This window comes from Photobacterium carnosum, from assembly GCF_021236965.1.
In the GTDB taxonomy this organism is placed as follows: domain Bacteria; phylum Pseudomonadota; class Gammaproteobacteria; order Enterobacterales; family Vibrionaceae; genus Photobacterium; species Photobacterium carnosum.
Genome location: NZ_WMDN01000001.1, coordinates 404,000 through 426,529, shown reverse-complemented (window position 1 = coordinate 426,529; position 22,530 = coordinate 404,000). Strand labels below are relative to the sequence as shown.

18 protein-coding genes are annotated in these 22,530 nt (G+C 38.2%); 8 read left to right on the top strand and 10 right to left on the bottom strand.

Annotated elements, in window-relative coordinates:
* Positions 1 to 563: 563 nt before the first annotated feature.
* Complete coding sequence (locus GLP24_RS01875; protein ID WP_232598085.1) at positions 564 to 2,054, bottom strand: lactate dehydrogenase; 1,491 nt, start codon at positions 2,052 to 2,054, stop codon at positions 564 to 566.
* 216 nt (positions 2,055 to 2,270) lie between these two features.
* Complete coding sequence (deoD, locus tag GLP24_RS01870; protein WP_101768876.1) at positions 2,271 to 2,981, bottom strand: purine-nucleoside phosphorylase; 711 nt, start codon at positions 2,979 to 2,981, stop codon at positions 2,271 to 2,273.
* A gap of 451 nt (positions 2,982 to 3,432) precedes the next feature.
* Between deoD and GLP24_RS01865 the strand changes: the two genes are divergently transcribed.
* A complete protein-coding gene (locus GLP24_RS01865) occupies positions 3,433 to 3,639 on the top strand; it encodes a DUF3283 family protein (protein ID WP_101768875.1) in 207 nt (68 codons plus the stop codon).
* A gap of 94 nt (positions 3,640 to 3,733) precedes the next feature.
* On the opposite strand, the gene GLP24_RS01860 is transcribed toward GLP24_RS01865, so the two are convergent.
* On the bottom strand, positions 3,734 to 4,210 hold the full coding sequence (locus GLP24_RS01860; protein WP_101768874.1) for a copper chaperone PCu(A)C: 477 nt from the start codon (positions 4,208 to 4,210) through the stop codon (positions 3,734 to 3,736).
* Positions 4,211 to 4,353: 143 nt separating this feature from the next.
* Between GLP24_RS01860 and GLP24_RS01855 the strand changes: the two genes are divergently transcribed.
* Positions 4,354 to 4,752, top strand: a complete 399-nt coding sequence (locus GLP24_RS01855; protein WP_227990311.1) for a hypothetical protein — start codon at positions 4,354 to 4,356, stop codon at positions 4,750 to 4,752.
* An 84-nt stretch (positions 4,753 to 4,836) separates the two neighbouring features.
* Here GLP24_RS01855 and GLP24_RS01850 read toward each other — a convergent pair whose 3' ends face one another.
* A complete protein-coding gene (locus tag GLP24_RS01850) occupies positions 4,837 to 5,076 on the bottom strand; it encodes a hypothetical protein (protein ID WP_152653244.1) in 240 nt (79 codons plus the stop codon).
* A 432-nt stretch (positions 5,077 to 5,508) separates the two neighbouring features.
* Between GLP24_RS01850 and GLP24_RS19810 the strand changes: the two genes are divergently transcribed.
* The 4 genes from GLP24_RS19810 to GLP24_RS01835 all read left to right on the top strand — a co-directional run bounded on the left by GLP24_RS19810 (position 5,509) and on the right by GLP24_RS01835 (position 10,171).
* A complete protein-coding gene (locus tag GLP24_RS19810; RefSeq protein WP_269154929.1) occupies positions 5,509 to 5,631 on the top strand; it encodes a hypothetical protein in 123 nt (40 codons plus the stop codon).
* A 205-nt stretch (positions 5,632 to 5,836) separates the two neighbouring features.
* Complete coding sequence (locus tag GLP24_RS01845; protein WP_232574729.1) at positions 5,837 to 6,520, top strand: outer membrane beta-barrel protein; 684 nt, start codon at positions 5,837 to 5,839, stop codon at positions 6,518 to 6,520.
* A 172-nt stretch (positions 6,521 to 6,692) separates the two neighbouring features.
* Positions 6,693 to 7,574, top strand: a complete 882-nt coding sequence (locus GLP24_RS01840) for a 6-carboxytetrahydropterin synthase (protein WP_232615446.1) — start codon at positions 6,693 to 6,695, stop codon at positions 7,572 to 7,574.
* A 221-nt stretch (positions 7,575 to 7,795) separates the two neighbouring features.
* The gene (locus GLP24_RS01835) at positions 7,796 to 10,171 is read left to right on the top strand and encodes a Lon protease family protein (protein ID WP_101768868.1); all 2,376 of its coding nucleotides are present in this window, start codon (positions 7,796 to 7,798) and stop codon (positions 10,169 to 10,171) included.
* Between the two features lie 164 nt (positions 10,172 to 10,335).
* Here GLP24_RS01835 and cspE read toward each other — a convergent pair whose 3' ends face one another.
* Entirely contained in the window at positions 10,336 to 10,548 is a 213-nt protein-coding gene (gene cspE, locus GLP24_RS01830; protein WP_232615445.1) for a transcription antiterminator/RNA stability regulator CspE, read from the bottom strand.
* A gap of 418 nt (positions 10,549 to 10,966) precedes the next feature.
* Between cspE and GLP24_RS01825 the strand changes: the two genes are divergently transcribed.
* A complete protein-coding gene (locus GLP24_RS01825) occupies positions 10,967 to 11,338 on the top strand; it encodes a hypothetical protein (RefSeq protein WP_101768867.1) in 372 nt (123 codons plus the stop codon).
* 119 nt (positions 11,339 to 11,457) lie between these two features.
* Here GLP24_RS01825 and GLP24_RS01820 read toward each other — a convergent pair whose 3' ends face one another.
* The 4 genes from GLP24_RS01820 to GLP24_RS01805 form a co-directional block, all read right to left on the bottom strand.
* The gene (locus GLP24_RS01820; RefSeq protein WP_232615444.1) at positions 11,458 to 12,489 is read right to left on the bottom strand and encodes a hybrid-cluster NAD(P)-dependent oxidoreductase; all 1,032 of its coding nucleotides are present in this window, start codon (positions 12,487 to 12,489) and stop codon (positions 11,458 to 11,460) included.
* Between the two features lie 119 nt (positions 12,490 to 12,608).
* The gene (gene hcp / locus GLP24_RS01815; RefSeq protein WP_232615443.1) at positions 12,609 to 14,270 is read right to left on the bottom strand and encodes a hydroxylamine reductase; all 1,662 of its coding nucleotides are present in this window, start codon (positions 14,268 to 14,270) and stop codon (positions 12,609 to 12,611) included.
* 179 nt (positions 14,271 to 14,449) lie between these two features.
* Positions 14,450 to 15,973: a nitric oxide reductase transcriptional regulator NorR gene (norR, locus tag GLP24_RS01810; protein WP_101768864.1), complete on the bottom strand. Its 1,524-nt coding sequence runs from the start codon at positions 15,971 to 15,973 to the stop codon at positions 14,450 to 14,452.
* Between the two features lie 166 nt (positions 15,974 to 16,139).
* On the bottom strand, positions 16,140 to 20,066 hold the full coding sequence (locus tag GLP24_RS01805) for an AsmA family protein (protein WP_232615442.1): 3,927 nt from the start codon (positions 20,064 to 20,066) through the stop codon (positions 16,140 to 16,142).
* Between the two features lie 305 nt (positions 20,067 to 20,371).
* On the opposite strand from GLP24_RS01805, the gene murQ reads away from it, so the two are divergent.
* Positions 20,372 to 21,277 carry an N-acetylmuramic acid 6-phosphate etherase gene (gene murQ / locus GLP24_RS01800; RefSeq protein ID WP_232615441.1) on the top strand — a complete coding sequence of 302 codons (906 nt, stop codon included), beginning with the start codon at positions 20,372 to 20,374 and terminating at the stop codon, positions 21,275 to 21,277.
* Between the two features lie 79 nt (positions 21,278 to 21,356).
* Here the strand turns inward: murQ and mltC are convergent, their stop codons facing one another.
* A complete protein-coding gene (mltC, locus tag GLP24_RS01795; protein WP_232598093.1) occupies positions 21,357 to 22,487 on the bottom strand; it encodes a membrane-bound lytic murein transglycosylase MltC in 1,131 nt (376 codons plus the stop codon).
* Positions 22,488 to 22,530 lie beyond the last annotated feature (43 nt).

Here is a 22,530-nt window from a genome sequence, read left to right as displayed (position 1 = left end):
CACCTATTAAAATAAATCGTACTAAGGTGCATATCATAGGTGATAAAGCCTTTGCACTTAAGAGCTAATAAACGTTTAAGGTATCAACATACTTTTCTTTATCTGACGGAAACACTGAAGCGGTAGAGTTAATCAGGCCACTTCGCTATACTTTTCCTAATACCTACCTGCCAACATAGAGCTAATGTTCTAAGTGATTTCTGTCCAATACCGAGTTAAGTTTGTTTAAGTTAGATTTGTTAGTATGCATAAAATTTGTGATGTTAAATACCGCCTATCGAGGCGGTATTTTTGTATTTGGTTGTTATCGCAGATTAGATTTGTGAGACTAAATAATGAAAATTTACTCAATAAATGGTTTTCGATAGGCTTAATTTTAGTGGTGATCTTTATTTGGGCTTAAAATCATTTATCGTTACGATGACGTTAATTGTATTGTGTATGCAATGCTATTGCTTAGTGATAAGTAAGATATGCAAAAAAGACTTATAGATTATTGTCTAGTTTACAAATAAATTAATGAAAACCGCTTGCTGTAGCGGTTTTTTTATCAATGAAATTCGTTATTGCAATAACTGTTCTAGCGTCATCGGTGAAGACATTAAGCCCAGCGTCTGCGCGGGGGTTATTCCGGCTTTATTTTGATGGCAAAGGTTATGCCAAGCACGATAAATATCCAATAATGGTAATAAGCTAGCCGGGCGCAGTTTACGTCGTGGCTCATTAACCATATGGTTAAACTGATTATAAAAACGCTGTTGATAAGTTGTTGCTGCATGATGGCTGGCAATCGTTAACCAATGCTGTTGATCTTTTTTATTGCCACCAAGATGACAGATACCTTTACTGCCGCTGTTATTACGACTAAATGCCCACCGATCTCGCCACCATCCCATTAATACGATATCAATTTTTTCAGCGTGTTGTCCGTGTTGCCATTGCTGATCTTCAACCACATAAAGTGGGTCAATAGTATGGTTATTAATACGATCAATAAAAACAGATAAACAAGCAGAACGTAATAAGGTTTCTTGGGGCATAAACACCGTTAAAGTAGGAATGTTTGGATTGAGCAATTCACGTAAATATAGAAAATGGCTATATACCGTGTATTGAGGCCGAATAAGACACCCTTTGGTTGGATAATTAATCGTAACGTTACCGCTAAGAGGATTTTCCATATTTTTACGGGCTAAAATTTGTCGATAAGTGGTATCAATATGGGCGAGTAACCCTTGCGATAATATCGGAGTGTAGTTTGATGTCTGATTGTTATGAGGCGTGATAAAACGGGTGCCAAGTTGATATGCGTCGTGATGAGTGACTGATGTGGTTACAGGTTGCGTTTGATAATTGACGTGCTGGCTCATCACATAACCTGAATTGACCTCAGCAGTTGCTATCCATAATACGCCATTATTACTCTGTGGCTGCAATGGTGTAAGGTCGGTTGCCAGTTGACGTGCTAGTGATTGTTTACTTAAACGGGCATCAAAAATCGTTAGTTGGCGGCGACAACGTGCAGCAATCTTGTTCAGTTGATCATAAAAAGTTTTAGGGTTCATTGTTAGGCGTCGGCAAATTTCTCTTACCGTATAACCTGTAAATAAATACGCTAATAATTTTTGTTGTAATTGGTGTTTATTATTACTGCTCGACCACGGATCAACAAAAGTATGATGACAGGCCTTGCAACGATACCGTTGACGTTCGCCGCTGAAACCAAAAGCATGATAATACTGACGGTAAGTGAGAACAGGTAATCCATTATGCGGGCAGTCATTATTTGAACAGGCCGCTAAACCACTATATTGTTCTAGTTTTAAGCGCTGTTTTTCTGCAACAACATCATGATTACTGAGTACTGGCGGAAACGCACCACATTCACGACAAATAAGAACGGGACGTTGTAAATTACTATTTTGTAGTACGTATAACTGTGGTTCGGTACGGCTAAAATTAGCACAAGCAACTGTTTTACAATAATTGAACTGAATATCATCACAAGCTGGCGGCAATTGATCTAGAGTTGTGGGTAATGAAGATGAAGTCATAGAGCATTGCCTAATTGCAGTTTAAGAAAGCGTGATTATACCTAAGTGAAATAATGATATAGAGATATTCTTAACAGTTATCATGCTGTTGACTGCTGTAAATACTCGCAGGCATAAAAAAAGTGAACAATGTACCCAAAAGGCACATTATTCACTTTCTATAGTCTGTTCGTTATAGGCTCATTATTACCGACGGTATATTACTGTCGAAAGAGACTATAGATTGATTGCAGTTTCTAGCGCTACGTTCATCATTTCGTTGAATGAATGTTGACGTGCTTCTGCACTTAATTTCTCACCACGTTTAATGTGATCAGAAACAGTAAGAATTGTCAGTGCTTTAGCACCAAGTTCTGCCGCAACACCGTAGATGCCAGCCGCTTCCATGTCTACACCTAGGATACCTAGTTTTTCCATTTTATCGAACAAACCAACTTCTGGGCTGTAGAATAAATCAGCAGAGAATACATTACCGACACGAACGGCAACATTTTGTGCACGCGCTTGGTTTACTGCTGTTTCCAATAAGTGGTAGTCAGCAATAGCAGCGAAATCGTGGTCAGCAAAACGGATGCGGTTAACTTTAGAGTCAGTTGAAGCACCCATTGCAATAATAACGTCCATTAACTTAACGTCATCATGAACTGCGCCACAGCTACCAATACGAATGATGTTTTTAACACCGAAATCTTTGATTAGTTCGTGAACGTAAATTGAGCATGATGGAATACCCATGCCATGACCCATTACTGATACAGGTTTACCCTTGTAAGTACCAGTGAAACCGTACATGCCGCGAACATCACATACACGTTTTACATTTTCTAGGTAAGTATCTGCAATAAACTGTGCACGAAGTGGATCACCCGGCATTAAAATTGTTTCTGCAAAATCGCCAACTTCAGCATTGATATGTGGAGTAGCCATGAAGAGCTCCTAGGTTTATGAGTTATTCAGAAGCAAAGGTTGTGCTTCAATTTATGTTAGTAGTTTATGGAATAAAATATTCAAATCTTGAGATCTAGATCACAAAAATAAGGCTATTTTGTTAGATTTTCGATATTGATTACCAAATCTGTTGAAAACGTGAAGGGTATCGTTTTCTTTTTTATGGGCGATTAAATGCGGAATTAAGTTATTTTGAATTATGTCAATGCTTAACTTTATGATAAATAATCAATTTATTTTTATGGGTGTGTTTTTTATTTCGGCCATTAAAAAGTTACCAAACCTGAAAATGTAATGGATTGCATGAAAAATCTGCTAATAGATGGCATTTTTAGTACGAAAAAGGTCAATTAAATAATCAATGCTGAAAGAGGTTCTTGTTGATCATGATCTTGGGTAGAATTAACAAAAAAGGCAGTTTGAGAATAATATGTATAATTTAACCCAGTTATCAGATACTGAAAGAATGCGTATCGAATTAGATAAGCAAGCTTCTTATACCGTTTGGAAAGTGAAAAACAGCAAAGTAGGTTATGAGGCTTTTGCGATGTTAACTAATAATATTGAAGATGATGATGAGCGTGATTTTTGTCAGCAAGCTATTATGAAATATAAAACCTTAATGGGTGTTAATTAATACGCACTATTAATAGGCTAAATAGTCGTAATAAGTTAAATAACAGTGCATAGAGAATGATGTACGCTGTTATGAATATAAATATTGATGCCCGTTAATGATGAAGAACATTCTGCTGTTCATTGTGACCATTACTTGTGTATGTCGCGGGTTTAACTGCAACACTTACGGTTATGTCACCAGCATGTTTAAAGGTTAATGTTAGCGGAAAATGGGAATTAAGCGTTGGTACTTCAGTGAGATTAACTAACATTACATGGAATCCGCCAGGGGCTAATTGTTGTTGCTGGTTAGCGGTAATATTAATCGCTTTTACCTGCCGCATTTGCATTAGTCCATTGTTATTATTTAAAGTATGTAGTTCAGCTACTTGTGCAATAGGCGAATGTACCGCAATAAGGGTATCGTCAATATTGCCATGATTGATAATGGACAAAAAGGCCGCCGCGACATTTGAGGTTGGTGGCACTGCTTTTGACCATGGTTGAGTGATTTCGATGTTTTTTGCGGTTACTACTGTTGGAATAACGAGGCCGATTATCGCAAATAAAGTGATCAATACTTTTAACATAATGGCTATCCTTTGCTCATGATGTGCCGTTACTTCATTCTAATAGTCTAGTATTAATGTATTATTACTGAAGGCTTAAATGAAGATTATTATTTTAATATTGCGTATTATATGTGCGAAAATTAATCAAATGGTGAGAAATCGTGAAAACAACTGAATTTTCTGCTCTTGATAACGATAATGATAAACCTGAAATGTCGTTCTCATTACATGCGGAAAAACGTTCTGGGCATAATGCGCCGCCGGCGAATACCCCTGATTTTAGTCAACCAGCATCTCGTTCTGATATTGTTAATGATAGGGTAGTGACTGAAACTATGACAAAGCCACGTTCTAAACGTTTAACAGATTGCCCTGCTTGTGATGGTACGGTGTCTCGTCGTGCTCATTTTTGTCCTCATTGTGGAGAGCCAGATCCGTCACGCCATATGCAACGAACTCAATGGGTATCTCGCATTGTGTGGACAGTGATCATTGTTGCGGTCGCTTGGTATGCTTATACGTCGTTAGTACCGCTGATTGTTGATCGCCTTAAAGGTTGATGTAGCATAAAACTGACTTTTTAAGCCATAACCCTAATAGCTGTGATGAAGTATTAGGGTTTTTTATTACGTATTTATTGTTAATTAATGTGTTTTTTGCATGCCACGGGTTTGATTCATTGTTCGTGATCCCGCAGTACCATAACTATTAATGTCATAGCGGTTAGGGGAATAACCGATACGTGCGCGGTAACGACGATCGAGTGGGTATAAATTAATATTATAACTATCGATAAGTTGTTTGATTACCACATTCATTTCTTTTTGTGATGTGTTTTGCTCTCTAAGGTAGTAATAGAGGTTCTCTGCGCGTTGTTGATTCATTGTGCCCTCCAATAGGAAATTATTTGCGGTTGAGTAATCAGGAATACACAGGAAAATGGGGGTTGATAACAGCAAAGGTATTGCTGTTATGTGGCACAAATTATAATCAATATTGAAGAAATGATAATCGGCGAATACTTAAATGACTTTTACCAAATTGTAATAATAAAGCCGTTATTAAGTTAATTGTTTCTGTATTTTAATGTAACGAAGAATTTGTTTGCTTAATGGCGTATTTTAACCAACAATAAAACAGCGTTCAAATGCGGGGTTTATATGTTAAAACGAAGTATTAAAATACAAATGGTGAGTATCGGGGTTGGCATCTTGATTTTACCATGGCTACCGTTACTTATTAGTCAATAGTCATTTATTGACGCAATAAAGGATGTTATCGGTGGAATAGCATTTACATTAGCGTGGGGAGCGGGTGTGCCTGCTGGCATCAGTTATGGGATCGCGATTGTTATTTTATTATTGCCAACGATTGCTATTTATTACGGTATGAAACGAATATTAACCACAATAATGACCAATGAATCAGAACCGAGATAAAAAAACAAGAAGACCATTGAGTGATCTTCTTGTTATAAAGCGACGCTTAATATTAGCAATGTAAATGCAGAGTGTTTGTGGTTGTAAGTTGTGATGTTATTACTCGGGATTGGTCAATTATTCAGGTATTATAAAAAATGAAATTTATATTAAATATCATTGATATAATGCCACGACTATAACAATAAGAGGACAAGGTTAAGCCATGATCAATAAAACACTTATAATTAGTGCGTTCACTTCGCTATTATTATCAACCACAGCGCAAGCTGCGGAACCTTTTGTATTACAACCTGTTAGTGATAATACAGCGACACCGTTAGTTAAATTTGATGATAGCACTCATTATTTTGTTGGTTTAACGGGGGGAAGCAGTGATATTAGTATGACTGCGGGTACTGTTAATGGTAATAACACAACACTGATCAATCAGTTTTCATCACCCGATGTTGCGGGTTTTGTTGGTGCAGATTTGGGATTTTATACTGCTGGTGGATCTGGCCGTATTTATTACAGCTGGCAAAAAATGAGTACTCAATCTGATTTTGATGGTGTCAAAGCGATTGAAACTGATGTGACGTTACATCTATTAAATGCAGATTATATTTTCCGTGCAGATAAAACAATTAATCCCTTTATTGGCGCGCACTTAGGCTATATGACTGCTGATATTAAAGGTCAGGGTTATGGTTCACATAGCCAATCAGGACAAGTACTGGGTATTCAACTTGGTGTTGCTTGGCGTATTTCAGATCATATTTCTGCTGAAATGGGTCTGCGCCATACAGCGACACAAGGTGAAGATATTAAGCCATGGTCATCGAATAAAGTTGCTTCACAAATAAAAAGTGTATCAACAGGGTATGCCTCAGTGAATTACCGCTTCTAAGGTTATCTTTCAATTATGTATTAGTGTGGCGATCGCAATAATTTATTGGAGTGATTGCCGCACTACATCATTTTCTTAAACGGCAAGAAAACTGAAGGTTTACTCATCAGTTTAGCCGCGTATAATGCATTTCCCTAGTAAACGACAACCATTATCAATAAAGGACTTCACCTTGAAGCTATTCGTTAGAGACCTCACTGTAATTGACGCATCTTACTTGTGCCCGCAACGGGGAATGGTGGGTGAGAGTTGGATTCTTGATGTGGTGATGTCGGGTGAGTTGAATGAAATGAGCATGGTGCTTGATTTCAGCCGCGTAAAAAAACAAATTAAACAACTCGTTGATCAATATGTTGATCACCGATTACTGATCCCTGCAACATCTACGGCTATTCATACGGCAATAACTAAAACTGATTATATGACAGTTGATTTAATCAGTAATGAGCATGCGATTCATCTGCACAGCCCTGAGCAAGCTTTTTGCTTTATTGATACTGATGCGATCACTGTTGACAGTGTGACTCAATATGTACAACAACTGTTGTTGGGGCATTTACCGAGTAATGTACAAGGGTTAGAAATTACCTTACGGCATGAAAAGATAGACGGTGCGTTTTACCATTACAGCCACGGTTTGAAAAAACATGATGGTAACTGTCAACGTATTGCTCACGGCCACCGTTCACCAGTAGAGTTAGTGGTTAATGGTCAACGCAATGCTGATTTAGAGCAGCAATGGGCACAACGCTGGCATGATATTTATTTAGGCTCACAAGAAGATATTATTAGTGTTAGTGAGTTAAATTTAAGTTCAGCAGCGACTAATATTAATGACGAAACCCATTACGGTTTTCGTTATACCGCACCGCAAGGGGAATTTGAATTAGCGATTGCTAAATCGGCGACTGAAATTTTAGCAACGGACACCACGGTTGAATTATTGGCGAGCTATATTGCCGAGCAAATAAAACCACAATTAGCAGCCACTGAACGTCTGGATGTATTCGCTTACGAAGGTGTTGGTAAAGGTGCGATGGTAACGTTAGATTAACAGTAAACACTTCGCTTATTAATTAATAAGGCGATGAAAAATAAGCTCAATATGATATTTGTTGTTATAAATATATCAGGTTGGGCTTTTTTATGGTTAAAATTTCATCAAAAAAGTGTTAATAGTGAGAGCCTTAGCACTAAATCTACCTTCTATCACTTAATCGTTCGTTATTTGTGCGTAAACTTAACTGTAAGTGTCATAAATGAGAGGGATCGATTATGCCTTTAGCGCCTCTAACCAGTGACAAGCTGTATCATATTGCAGCCTTAAATGGATTGAGTGATGCGTGTAAGTCAACCAAACACCTTACACCATTAGATGAAATAGTAGGACAAGAACGGGCTCAACATGCGGTTGAGTTTGCGATGTCGATAAAAGAAAAAGGCTATAATATTTATGCCATTGGACGTAATGGCTTAGGTAAACGGACCATGGTGATGCGTTATTTAAATCGTCATGAACCCAATGGTAATAGTCATACATTGTATGATTGGTGCTATGTGTCTAATTTTGATGATACACGCTGCCCGAAAGTATTAAAACTACCCGCTGGGGAAGGGTGTAGCTTTAAAAAAGACATTGAAAATCTAATGAAGCGATTAGTAAAAGCGTTTCCATTAGCATTTGATAATGAACTTTATTATTCACGTGCAGAAAAATTAAAATCAGAATTAACAACGAAACAAGAATCGACCTTAAAGTCGCTCACAAAAAGCGCTGAAGAGCGTGGTATTAGTGTATCAATCACAACCCAAGGTGATTATCAGTTAGTTGCCATGAATGGTAAAGAGCCACACAGTGAGGACAGTTTCGCTGCATTGTCAGCTGATGATCAGCAGGTCTTTGAGAATACCATTACTGCGCTGGAAGTTGAGCTACGTGGTATCGTGCGAAAACTGACTGAATGGGAAGAACAATATTCAGATAAGCAGCAAAAGCTTGATGAAAATATCGCCAAAGAAGTTGTGGGTCATTGTATTAAAGAACTCCAACTTAAATATAAAAAAATTGCTGATGTAAAAGCATATTTGGCTGATATGTATGCGGATATCTTAGATAATATTGATGTTTTCTTAGAAGAAAATGAAGAACAAGTCGCATTGGCTTATGCTTCGTTAGATAAAAAAATGCCGCGTCGTTATCAAGTTAATGTCTTGGTACATCAATCTGATACCCGTAAATTTCCTGTCGAAGTTGAAGAGAGCCCGAGTTATCATTCCATTTTTGGTTATGTTGAAAATGCGACTTATAAAGGAACCGTGTTTACTGACTTTTCTTTAATTCGTGCTGGTAGCATTCATCGTGCCAATGGTGGCGTATTGATGATGGATGCAGTAAAAGTGCTAGAGCGTCCGTATGTATGGGATGGACTTAAACGTGCTTTACGTGCGCAGAAGCTGAATTTAAGCTCACTTGAGCGAGAAGTCACGCTGTCTGGAACCATTTCATTAGAACCTGAAGCGATTCCGCTGAATGTAAAAATTATTTTATTTGGTGATTATCAGACTTATCAGTTATTGCAGCACTATGATCCGGAGTTTAAAGAATTATTCCGAGTTACCGCTGACTTTGAAGATGATATGCCACGAAATGATACCTCAGAAGAGCAATATGCCCGTTTCATTGCCAGTATTGTGCATGATAACGATATGCTTCATTGTGATCGTAAAGCTATTGCACGCATTATTGAATACAGTTCGCGCCAAGCAGATGACCAAAATAAGCTATCACTCCATTCTGCGGATATTGCGAATTTATTGCGTGAAACTAACTATGTTGCACGTGCATCGAATGCCACTATGATTCGCTGTAGTCATGTTGAACAGGCGATGCTCAATCAAGAATTGCGGGTCAGTCGTTTAAAAGATCATGTGATGCAAAGCTTTGTAACAGGAACGACATTGTTAGATGTTCATTCGCATGCTGTTGGGCAAGTGAATGCATTATCGGTGATTGCAACGTCTGACTATCAGTTTGGCGCACCGAGCCGTATTACTGCGACAACAGCTTATGGTAATGGTGAAGTGTTTGATATTGAGCGGAGTGCTGAATTAGGCGGTAATATCCACTCAAAAGGGGTAATGATTTTATCGGCGTATTTAGCATCAGTGTTTGGTAAAACCGCTAAGATCCCGTTAACAACTCATTTAACCTTTGAGCAATCCTATGGTGGCGTCGATGGTGATAGTGCCTCAATGGCGGAAGTGTGTGCGATTGTCTCTGCTTTTTCAGGATTACCATTACGGCAAGATATTGCGATCACTGGTTCAATGAATCAATTTGGTGAAGCACAGCCGATTGGTGGTGTGAATCAGAAAATTGAAGGCTTCTTTGATGTGTGTGGCATCAAGGGGAGAACAGCAGGACAAGGAGTGATTATTCCTGAATCTAATGTGCATAATTTAATGTTACGTAAAGATATTGTCGAAGCGGTTGAAAAAGGCGAGTTTACCATTTGGGCAATAAGCCACGTTTCACAAGCGATTGAAATATTTACGGGTAATGCTGTAGGTGTGGAAGCGGAGCAAGGTTTCTATCCATCAAATACGGTATTTGGTTTAGTGCAGAGTAAACTGAATGCACTACGTCGGTAGTGATTGATGTGACAGATGAAGATGAGCGTGATGCTCTGTAGATAATGTATTTCTAAGCCGACTAGTAAGTAGTTGGCTTTTTTTTACTTTTATTTTCTCTAAATTACAGATATAAAAAATGCCGGCCTTAGCCAGCATTTTTTTCATTTATCAATAAAGATAAATTATAGAGCTACAACGTTTGCAGCTTGAAGACCTTTTTGGCCTTGCTCTACTTCAAAAGACACTTTTTGGCCTTCAGTAAGAGTTTTGAAACCTTCAGAAGCGATAGCACGGAAGTGAACGAATACGTCAGCGCCGCCGTTGTCTTGAGTAATGAAACCAAAACCTTTCTCTTCGTTAAACCATTTTACTAGACCAGTTGTTTGATTAGACATGTGATGTCCCTTATTAGTTGAGATTAATTAACCGCTAAAATGCGATGTGCTACGTGGTTAAATTATTAATGATACTGCCAATACAAGGGAAACACAGATACAAAACGAAAACGTCACTGTAATCTTTAGTTTAACTGTTACTTGGTGTTGCATTTAATAACTCTTAAACAACAGAGCGAGACGGATAATAGCAGGTGTGCTGCTGATGTACACTTATTTTTGTGTTTTTTTGAAAAAATTTTCTGTTTAAATTGAAAATAATGAATATCTTTTTGATTTATTGAGTGATTTTTGTTTTTTATTTAGAACGATGCTTAAATATGACACTATTACTTAGAGTATTTATAATCGTTCGTGCTTATGGGGTATACAAATAGTATATTGATACTAGAAATGAACGAGAACAGGGGAAGCAATAATGACTCACGAAACTAAAACAATGGAAGTACCTATTGCTATCGCAGAAAGAGTGCAGGCGCTAATAGATGCTTTTAAAGCAAAAGAAATATTTAAGGCTGAACGTAAAGCGGTCGTGAATAATTTTCTTGCGATGGATGGTCTTAGTTGTGAAATGGCAGTGTACAGCTTACCGCAGAATGAATTACTAGATACGCTTCGGTTTGTTTATGAACTGTCGGGTACAAACAGTAAATTTATCACGAATATTCTGATTCAATCACGAGAAAACCCTAAAAAAGTGTTGTCAGATGCACAGAGAACCGCCGCTAAGAGCTTATTATTTAATTTAATTAATGATCCGTCTGTAGTCTCAGCGATGAAAGAAATCTAATAATATTATATTAGAGATGATAAAAAACCTGCATTTATGTTCTATCATTATTAACGGCTAGATTGGTTAATAAATAGAATGTTTAGATGCGGGTTTTATTTACTATTGAATACGTTTTATTAAAAGCTTACTTCAGTATTGTCAATGATCGTTGATGAGCAGGCAAGGACATAACCTTGTTCAATATCCTCAGTTGTAAGAGTCATAGCACTGGTTGAGTTAACACTATTAGGTGTGACTTTACAGCGACATGAACCACAAACACCACTACGACAAGCAACGAGAATCGGCAAGCTAGCATTTTCAAGTGTTGTTGCCAAATTATCCCCATGATTAACCGTTAATGTTTGATTAAAAGCTGGAACATTCAGCGTCAGTGTTGTACTGACTTTATCTGCTATTGGCTGGGTTATTGTTGGTGTAAAGCTTTCTTGAAAAAATTGCGACATATTAAAATCAAGTTGCTGTAAATATTGACTCACATCTTCCATAAACCCTTCAGGGCCACATAAATAGACAGTTCGTTGATGTAGATTGGGTGTTAATTGCTCAAGCCACTGTTGATTTAAACGTCCTTGGTGGAATTCTGTATTCGCTTTATCTTTTAATAATAGCTGTAAATTAAAGTTACTATTATCACGATCTAATTGATTAAGCTGTTCAAAAAAGAGTGTCTGTGACGGGCTTTTCGCGACATGAATAAAGCAAATATCAATATTCGCATTATGCTCAAGCCAATATTTAGCCATTGAATAGACTGGCGTAATGCCACATCCCGCACTGATCAATAATACACGTTGGTTTTCAGGCGGGTGATCAATACAGTTAAATTCCCCGGCTGGCTGTAATAATTGTACGTTATCACCAATGGTTAATGTGTTTACAAGGTAAGTTGAAACTCTGCCGCCATCCACTCGTTTAATGGTGAGCTGTAAGGTCGATTGTTGCGGTATTGAGCTGATGGAATAGGCACGGAAAAGTAATTCTCCATCAATACGAATGCCTAGACTTACAAATTGTCCCGGTTTGAAATCAATGGATTCGGCACCAATCTGTGGCTGTAATTCGATGGTTACAGTATCTGGTGTTTGTTGCCACTTATTGATACAAACAAATGTTTCTGGTTGGTGATTTTGCCATTTCTCTAACATTATCATGCCTATAAAAATCGAAATGAATGAATAAATAAAGCCCCTCTTATTTATATAAACAACAGGTTATATAAACAACAGGGGCAATAATGTTATACGTCAATACTATACGTGTAAGATTACGCGCCTAAGATAGCTTTAAGATCTGCCTCAGGGGTTGAGATCGAACGCATATCGAATTTTTCAGCAATAATAGCCAATAAGTTATCGGTTAAAAATGCAGGTGCTGTTGGGCCGGTATAAATACCTTTAACACCTAATGCAAATAAGGTCAGTAGGATCACAATCGCTTTTTGCTCAAACCAAGATAACACTAGAGTCAGCGGTAATTCGTTAATACCACAATCAAACTCTTTCGCTAATGCGAGTGCCAATTGAATTGCTGAATAAGCATCATTACATTGGCCCACATCGAGTAAACGAGGAATACCATTAATGTCGCCAAAGTTATTTTTATTAAAGCGATATTTACCACAAGCTAACGTTAAGATAACGGAATTTTGAGGAACTTGTGCAGCAAAATCAGTGAAGTAACTGCGTTCTGCTTTCTCACCGTCACAACCACCAACAAGGAAGAAGTGGCTGATATTGCCTTGTTTAACTTGATCAATAACAGCAGGCGCTGCTGCCATTAGTGCATTGCGACCAAAACCGATAGTGATCATATGTTCGATTTCAGTGTGCTTAAAGCCGTCTAATGCTAATGCACAATCAATAACTTGAGTAAAATCATCACCGTCAATATGCGCCACACCAGGCCATGCCACGATGCTACGTGTAAAGATACGATCTGCATATTGACCTACATTCGGGTTAATTAGGCAGTTTGATGTCATTACGATTGCGCCAGGGAAATTGGCAAATTCAATCTGTTGGTTCTGCCAAGCACTACCGTAGTTACCCACTAAGTGAGGGTATTTCTTCAGTTCAGGGTAGCTGTGAGCAGGTAACATTTCACCATTGGTGTAAACGTTAATATTTTTACCTTCAGTTTGTTGCAGGATCTTTTCAAGATCGTGCAAATCATGACCTGAAACTAAAATACATTTGCCTTGAATTGGCTTAACGTTAACTTGGCTTGGTACTGGGTGACCAAAAGTATTGGTTTCGCCTAAATCAAGCATCTCCATTACTTTGTAGTTCATTAGACCAATTTCCATTGAACACTCAAGTAATGCATTTAGATCAGTAGGATCTGTGCCTAACCAGCCCATAATGTGATGGTATTGTGCATAAATAGCATTGTCTGTTTGCTCTAATACACGCGCATGCTCCATGTAAGCCGCCGCGCCTTTTAGACCATATAGGCACAATAAGCGTAAACCAATGACATCTTCATTGATGGTTTCATAACCGCGGTTAACCGCCACTTGTGGTGCTAACGCTAAGATAGCATCAATATTATCGGGTAATTCAAATTCAGCCACAGCGGGTAGGGTCGGTAATGGCTGTTGTGCTAGAGTCATTGCTGCTGTGACAGCTTGTGTTAAGCGTGCTTTATAACTTGCAGCAAGATTGGTTAGCGCTAGAATGCGATCGCGATCAAAGTTAACATTGGTTAGCGTTGAGAAGAATGCACGTGGTGCCCAATGGTTAATTTCGTCATCAACAATATCAAACTTCTGTGCAAGATCTGCCCAGTATGATACCCCTTGTAAGGTATAAACTAACACATCTTGTAGATCTGAAATTTCAGCAGTTTTACCGCACATACCTGCGGCGTAAGAACAGCCTTTTTTAATGGGTGTTTCTATTGTCTGTTCACATTGAATACAAAACATGAAAAAGCTCCAGCGTTTGATTATCTAATTATAAATATGATCTAACGGCTACTTAGCATTAACTGTGCCAGTTTTTATGTTGTTGTTTTTAATGTGTTTATTTATTACCTTATACACTGATGATGTTATAAAGACATCATCAGTGTTGTATATATGACATCACTGTTTTTATGGTAGTCTTATTTGATCCCCAGCTTTTTTCCCATACGGTAAAGATTTCCTCGATCCATTTGTAAAAAATCAGCTGATTTCGCCCAATTTTTATGTGTTTTTTCAAGCGTGTGCTCAATTAGCTGCTTTTGGTAGTGTTCGACCAATTGACGCATCGGTTGTGATTGTTCGGGGAAAAATGACGATGTGTTTTTGACATCGCCTGTGGGCGCAAGATCAAAATATTGACTGGTGATCGTATTCTGTTCGTCTTGTATTGCTCGTAATGCAGCACGTGTAAGTGTGTGTTCTAATTCACGAATATTGCCTGGCCACGGTTTCGCCTCAAGCATATTTAATACTTTAGGGTGAAGGTGAAGATTAGGAATATTAAATTGGTGACGCACTTTTTCAAGTAAGTATCCAGCAAGAACGGGAATATCATCATGACGTTCACGCAGTGATGGCACAAAAATAGGGAATACATTTAAGCGATGGTACAAATCTGCACGAAAATGACCAAGCTCGACTTCGGTTTCTAATTGGCGATTTGTTGCTGCGATAATACGAACATTGACATGTAAATGTTGATCGCTGCCGACACGTTGAAGTTCACCTTGTTGGATCACCCGTAATAATTTCGCTTGTAATATTAAAGGTAACTCGCCAATTTCATCTAAAAATAATGTCCCGCCGTCAGCTAATTCAAATTTACCTGCTCGATGACTATTCGCACCTGTAAATGCCCCTTTTACATGACCAAATAATTCACTTTCCGCTAATCCTTCTGGTAGGGCGGCACAGTTAATATAAATCATTGGCGTATCTGCACGTGTCGATTGGGCATGGATCTCGTGAGCGACCAGCTCTTTGCCTGTGCCTGTTTCACCACTGATCAGTACCGCATAGTCTGATTTTGCAACAGTGGCAATATTGGTCCGTAACCGTTGCATGACGGCACTTATTCCCACCATTTCTCCTTGTTGTGAGCGCGCTTGTTGGATCAACGTATCTGTTAGTGATTTTTGTTTTTTATTTTGATCTTTAAGTGCATTAAATTGGGCAATATTGCGTAACGTTGCTGCGGCTAAAGCGGCAAATGTTTCAATGGCAACAGTTTCAATTTCATCAAATGCGCCCACAGTTAACGAATCTAACGTAAGTACGCCAACTAATTGTCCTTCTACATAGAGGCTACAGCCTAAGCAATCATGAATATCAATGGTTTGTTGCTCGTTAAGTAAAATTCCATCAAAGGGATCGGGCAAAGGGCTATCGGCATCAAAACGGACTGGTTGTTTACTTGCCATTATGGCTTCTAAGCGTGGGTGAGCTTGAGGATAAAAACGTCGACCTAATACGGCAGGAGATAGACCTTTAACCGCAACCGGTGTTAATAGACCTTCTTTATCCAATATAAATAAGGCACTTGCATCACAAGGAAAAACTTGATCGATACCATCAATAAGATGCTGATAATGCTGATCACTAGCGAGGTTAGCACTGAGATTTAGGGCTATATTGAGCAGTACATTATCGAGTTTTGAATTCATAATAACCTCGTAGAAGATGATTATTCTATGACAGATGAAGTTGATGTCTTTATTACATCATAGTCAGTACACTGGTTCTTTATTTTAAAACAACAAAATAAAAAAAAGATGGATTATAAGTCCATCTTTTAATGTTAAGTATTGAGCATTTTTTTAGGCTAACAATTTATTGTGCTTGCCAAATTCGTTGACATTCCGCGCTACCATTGGCCGCGATTGGTTTCTCAAATAACCATTGGAGTGGTGCTATTATTGGGCTTGTCGTAAACCGCACTGATGTTGCAAAAATGGCAGATAATGGTATTTCAAGATTAAATTTCTCAAAAGTACCGTGAACTTCAACGGGCGTTTGTAGGCTAAATATTTGTGCTCTTTTAGATCGTGGCGATAGATATAAGTTAAAGTCACGTTTCTTATAACTGGCGTCAAATGCGCCATGCACCTGAATACGTGAGGTATCGAGTAATAAATCACGTTGTTTTATATTGCCATTATGAACATTAAATCCGCCAGCAACACAGTTAAGTACCGAGTTATCTTTGGTGGTAAATGTCGGTAATACCGCATCGGCTAAACTTACTGCCCATAGATCAATTACGTTAGCTTGGTAAGCTTTAGGCCAGGCTGCAAACCCAATAAAGCCATTGGCATTATTCATTAAGCTTTCTGGTGTATTCGCAAGACTATTAAGATCGAATTTGGCACTGATTTTGCCATGCATATCCGTTTTAGGGTCGATACGACGAGCGATAATACCGTAGTCAAAATTCTTTACCAACCCATTCAGTTTAATGGCGAATTTATCCCCTTTAGCGGCAACCGAGCCGTTGATATTAATATCACCACCGGGTAATTGAACATGTAAAGGTTTTAGCGTTAATAAACCATTATGTAACGTCCAATCTAATTTACCTGCGCCTAGCCAATCTTTGCCTGAACGGACATTACCGACGTTAAGTTTAAAATTAGCATTGAATAAATTTAATCCTTGCGGACTGATAACGTTCACTGGCTGATTTTTGGAGACAATAACCTTATGCGACTTTTGGTTTGCGGGTAACCATGCTTGCCAATTTTTCAGCTTAAAGTCGTTGATCTGAATAAAAGGAGCATTTAAGACCAGTTTTACGTTAGGGCGATTGCGACCATCACCTTTAATCGGCGGTAAAAAGTCACCATAGCCTTTAAGCGTACTGCTACCAACCTTGATGAGCATGTCACGTAGATGATAGCCAATATTGTCCATTGATAATGATGCTGCAACGTTAACTGGACCATAAGGCGGTAACTTGATCCCTGTAAAGTTATCAAAATGGTTTAAGTTTGGTGTACTGGCTTCAAAAGTGATATTCAATTTTTTAGGGTCAATCGGTAACACAACTTGTGATTGAGCATTAAATTTGATGTCACCGACACTCGCTTTCAGTTTGACTGGAATCGATTTACGACCATCATTTGCCTGTTGTAATGAGACTGAATCAAGGTTAATGGCAACGGGTTTATTTGCCGCTCGTCCATCAAGGGTGAGGTGGGTTGCAGTATTGGGGCCGGTAATGAAATGCCCTTGATTTAGAGTAATATTAAAGGCTTTACCTGTGTAATTATCAGCAAGTTTTAATTGACCGCCATTAAGCTGAGCATCAATTTTTGCTTGTTCCATTAATTCTAATAGTGTTTTTCCTGATAACGATACCGCTAGTTTGGCACTGTCTAAGCTCATATCGAAATGATTAATGATATTAAATTGATGTAAAATACGACCAATGTCAGGTTTATTTACCGCTAAGTGTAATTGTGAATTAATGGTTTGATTATTAATATCAAACGCGATATCACCACGATAAACGCTGCCCGCATAAGTCGCACTAAACGGTGATGTACTGAGTTTACCGTCGCGAATTTGGCCCTTAAATGCCATATCATCAACTTGCTGTTGTGCCCATAGCATCTTATTAACATGTAAATTGACATCGGCATCAGCAATGACAATTTTATTGCTTAGAATAGGCACATCAAGGTTAACGCCTTGGGTCGGTACAGTTTGTTCTACTTTAGGTAAGCGGGTTTTATTAATAAATTGGCTTAATTGAGTAAAATCAAGAGTATTGAATTGGCTATTTAATTTTAAAAATGGCTGATCGTGCAGTGTTCGCCATTGTAAATCTACTTTTCCCTGACTGTTCAGTAGCGTGACATCAGGAATATTAAGATCAAGCCATTCTCCGTTATTGGTGAGTTTACCTTTGAAATTAATTTTACCGTGTATTGCAGCACGAGTACCAAGCCATGGACTCAGCTTTCCAGCATCATTACTGTGAACACTAACATCAAACCAACTACCTTGTTGCCAGTGAGTATTAACTAACTTTCCTTGTGCCTTTACATCTAAAACTGGGCTGGAAAAGTGCAGTGATGGTGTCCAATCACGATGATTAATAATATCAGCCAATGTGCCTGCTTTAGCTGCAATCTTAACCGGGATATTCATGATCTTACCGCTAACATTTGAGCTGAACGGTTGTTCCATTCCTGAATGCAGTGTAGCGGTATCTATTGCAAATGAAGCTTTAGCGCCCCAATTGACATTAGCATGATTAATAGTAAGTCCAAGCTGACTATTATCTAACCATTGCTGTAATTTGGTGCCTTTTGTTGTTAGCTGTAGTTGAGCACTTTTAAGATGACCCGTGGCATTAGGTATACCTGAAATCCAGCCAGCCATTTCACCTAATGATGAATCTTTTGCCCCTAAGGTAACGTTAACTTTTGATGTCGATTGTGTTGCATTAATACGAGCATTACCCGTGAATGGAACATTAGCAATATTGGCGGCCATTGGTGCTGATAATTTACCGTTTTTACCCTCAATCTTAAGTGAAATTGAATTCACGGGCGTACCTAAGCCTTTAATGGTACCAATGGTTAAGCCAAAGTGAGTGCGGGTTTTTACTAACCATTGATTTAATGCTTTTTGTAGTGGAGATTGTGGCGGTGTGGCGACATACATTGTCGTGCGCCTCATTCGTGGTTGCGGTTGTAACCACGGACGCAGATCAATAACGGGAATATCTAACTTGCCGTCAATAATATTTAACTGTTGAGCATTCTGGGCAAAACGAACATTAATATGACCATTAGCTGAGGTAATAGGGCTACGCACTTGAATATCATTAAATGCAAAACCTTTATTTGATGCGGTGAGCTCTGTTGTCAGTGAGAGTGGTGCAACATGCTGTAAATCAAGATCTAACAGGTTGGCAATTTGATTGGTATTGTTCCAATGTAAACTGATATTGGCCGTAGAGTTATCACTGCTACTAAACGGTGTAATGTTAGCATCAACATCTAATTCGGCACCCGCAAAGTTACCTTTTGCAAATAATTGGCCATGTTGATTATTAATCAGTTTTTGTAAATCGCCCGTTAATGAAAGATTATATTCACTGCCCATAGCGTTACCTTTAGCCACTAATAACCATTTATCAGGTTTTGTTAGAGCCAGGTGATCAAGGTAACCATTGTAATAGGCACCTTTGGTTTGATCTTCATAATTCACTCGAATTTTATTAGCGTTAATATTATTACTTAACACTAATTTAAATGCTGAAGATGTTGTGGTTGCAGCGGGTTTTGATGATGTTGATAGTTGATTGAATACCCAATTTTCCTTACCTTGTTGATCTCGTAGTAAGTTTAATGAGATATCGTTAAGGCTAAGATAGTCAATCTTCAGCGTATGTTGTAATAACGGTAATACTGAAATCTTGGCGGCAATGTAGCCAGATTTTAACATTGGCTGCCATGGTATTGATTTTAGATTAGCGATAGTAACATCACTTAATTCTATTTCAGGGCTAAATGACAGGGTGACTGCCATGTTGCCTTTTATATCTGTTTTACGATCAAGGGTTTTAGTTAACCATTGATTAATTTCGGTGCGATGTGAACTGAGATCAAGTTTAACACCATAAGCCAATATGCCAGAGATTGTGACAATTGGTGTTAATAGTGTAATTACTGTCCATAATACCACTTTTTTTAGCGTCTTTTTTTTGTGGATATTTGGTGTCATTTGGGGGCTATCTTGAGTCATTACTTATTCAGTTTCTATCTGTAGTCATGAAAGATAAATTCAGCTGTGATTATTCGTAAAAATGAAATTCTACTTTTTTATAGTTATCGCTGAAACATTAATTATGCTGCTTATTATACAGTGTGACATTTTGCAATGTCGGTGGTTCCATTCTCTTTTGATATTTTTATTGTTAGACGTGCATAATTTGTGCGTTTTTAATGAAAATATGTCGTGCTCTTAATTGTGAATAGATTTAATTATTATTTAATAGCAACATGAATACGTTATGCTATCACTAATGTTATTGATTTTAGAGCGTTACCATGCAGATTGATTTAACAAAATTAGTTACTGAAAGCCGAAATAGTGCTAGCGAAGCCATAGATACGTTATCGACATTAGAGATGCTGAAAGTGATCAATAATGAAGATAAAAAAGTAGCGTTGGCTGTTGAACAAACATTACCTGCTATTGCCCAAGCGGTTGATGCGATAGCCACTGCTTTTTCACTTGGTGGACGTTTAATTTATGTCGGAGCCGGTACGTCTGGTCGTTTAGGTGTTCTTGATGCAAGTGAGTGTCCACCAACGTATGGTAGCGCGCCTGAGCAAGTGGTGGGATTAATTGCTGGTGGACATAAAGCCATTTTAAAAGCAGTTGAAAACGCAGAAGATAATGTTGAAATGGGCGCTGATGATTTAAAAGCGATCCATTTTTCAGCGCGTGATGTTCTGGTCGGTATTGCCGCCAGTGGACGTACTCCTTATGTATTAGGCGCGATGGCTTATGCGCGTTCAATGAATGCAATTGTTGCTTGTGTGAGTTGTAATCCTCAAAGTCCTATGACTGCCGCTGCTGATATTGTGATCACGCCTGTTGTCGGGGCGGAAGTTGTCACGGGGTCTTCTCGTATGAAAGCGGGCACAGCGCAAAAGTTAGTGCTTAATATGCTAACGACAGGAGCAATGATTCGCATTGGTAAAATTTATGGCAATCTGATGGTAGATGTAGAAGCAACTAATGCCAAATTAGTTGAACGTCAAAAACAGATTGTGATGCAAGCCACTGACTGTGAACGTGAACAAGCAGTAGTGGCTTTAGATGCGTGTGATGGTCACTGTAAAACGGCGATTGTGATGATTTTAACGGGTGTTGATAGTGATACTGCAAAGGCACTTTTACAGCAAAATAAAGGTTATATTCGACCTGCAATAGCTGAACGTAGTTAAGTCATAATGTAATACCGATAAGTTAAACACACACGCTATTATTGTGTGTGTTTAACTTAAAAATCATATTGATATTTAATTACATTGCTTCAAATTCTTTTTGAAAATTGAGTACTTTCTCTAAATAACGTCGCGCTTCAGCTTTAGGATGTTTGTTCGTTAATGCCCAATACGCTTGATTGGGTTGTAAGTTGTTAAGATCCTTCATCGCTTGTTTTCTATCAACATCAAAGGTTGCCAGAACGCCGCCAGTACCACCGTTATAAGCTGAAATCATGGTGTAATGTTTTGTTGTAGGGTGTTGAACTTCTTTTAAGTAACGATTTTTCAAAATATAAAAATAAGCAGTGCCAGTATCAATATTATTGGCAGGATTAAATAAATATTCTTTGGTTGGAATACCGGGTTTATTTTTAACCAAATTAAATACATCCGCACCCGCTGTTTTAGGAATAACCTGCATTAAGCCATAAGCACCTGCATGGCTGACGGCATAAGGATTAAAGCTACTTTCTGTTTTAACTATCGCGTAAATTAAATTTTCATCAATATCGTAGCGTTTAGCCGCTTGACGAATAAGATCGGCGTATTGATATTCTCGCTGCTCAAGGTGATCTTCTACCATATCAATTTCAACATAGTATGCCGTACCGCGTTGGAGTTTTTTGGTTTTCAATTTGTTCGCTATTAAATAGTCAGCATATTGACCTGCACGCCATGGCCATTGAATATCTTGGTTTTGATGATCTTTTACTTGGCCTAATAAAAAAGGTTTACCATTAAGAGGAATGGATTTATCACTAAAAAGATCCACTTGTGATGGATCCGCTGGCATTAATAATGTTTCTTCAATGGCTTGTTTGAGAGAGTGTCGTGTTGCATTGTTAGCAACGGTTGAGACATAAATTTTACCATTATCAAAATCAATATGCGCACGAGTACGATAACCAGCAAAGTATTTCACATAACGATGTTTACCTGCCTGTAAATAATTATCGTCGCCCCATTGTTGTTTAACTTGGCTCTCAAGATATTTAAGTAATGCTTGGCGTTGGGGTTCGGTTAGTGCGCCGAAATTATTATTACTATTGGTATTATTATTGCCAATATTAATTGATGGCGCACAATTATAAATACAATCAGGTGTGGGCGTTGATGAACATGCCACCGTTAATAAACAAGCAGTAATTGTGAGCCAAATCTTTTTCATTATTATCCTTAATTTTTATAAATAATAGATCTTCCTCTAAAAA

Bases quoted from the DNA above. Each gene is read 5' to 3' on its own strand.
- GLP24_RS01875 (WP_232598085.1), bottom strand. From the start codon at position 2,054: ATGACTTCATCTTCATTACCCACAACTCTAGATCAATTGCCGCCAGCT.
- deoD (WP_101768876.1), bottom strand. From the start codon at position 2,981: ATGGCTACTCCACATATCAATGCTGAAGTTGGCGATTTTGCAGAAACA.
- GLP24_RS01865 (WP_101768875.1), top strand. From the start codon at position 3,433: ATGTATAATTTAACCCAGTTATCAGATACTGAAAGAATGCGTATCGAA.
- GLP24_RS01860 (WP_101768874.1), bottom strand. From the start codon at position 4,210: ATGTTAAAAGTATTGATCACTTTATTTGCGATAATCGGCCTCGTTATT.
- GLP24_RS01850 (WP_152653244.1), bottom strand. From the start codon at position 5,076: ATGAATCAACAACGCGCAGAGAACCTCTATTACTACCTTAGAGAGCAA.
- GLP24_RS01845 (WP_232574729.1), top strand. From the start codon at position 5,837: ATGATCAATAAAACACTTATAATTAGTGCGTTCACTTCGCTATTATTA.
- GLP24_RS01835 (WP_101768868.1), top strand. From the start codon at position 7,796: ATGCCTTTAGCGCCTCTAACCAGTGACAAGCTGTATCATATTGCAGCC.
- cspE (WP_232615445.1), bottom strand. From the start codon at position 10,548: ATGTCTAATCAAACAACTGGTCTAGTAAAATGGTTTAACGAAGAGAAA.
- GLP24_RS01825 (WP_101768867.1), top strand. From the start codon at position 10,967: ATGACTCACGAAACTAAAACAATGGAAGTACCTATTGCTATCGCAGAA.
- GLP24_RS01820 (WP_232615444.1), bottom strand. From the start codon at position 12,489: ATGTTAGAGAAATGGCAAAATCACCAACCAGAAACATTTGTTTGTATC.
- hcp (WP_232615443.1), bottom strand. From the start codon at position 14,270: ATGTTTTGTATTCAATGTGAACAGACAATAGAAACACCCATTAAAAAA.
- norR (WP_101768864.1), bottom strand. From the start codon at position 15,973: ATGAATTCAAAACTCGATAATGTACTGCTCAATATAGCCCTAAATCTC.
- GLP24_RS01805 (WP_232615442.1), bottom strand. From the start codon at position 20,066: ATGACTCAAGATAGCCCCCAAATGACACCAAATATCCACAAAAAAAAG.
- murQ (WP_232615441.1), top strand. From the start codon at position 20,372: ATGCAGATTGATTTAACAAAATTAGTTACTGAAAGCCGAAATAGTGCT.
- mltC (WP_232598093.1), bottom strand. From the start codon at position 22,487: ATGAAAAAGATTTGGCTCACAATTACTGCTTGTTTATTAACGGTGGCA.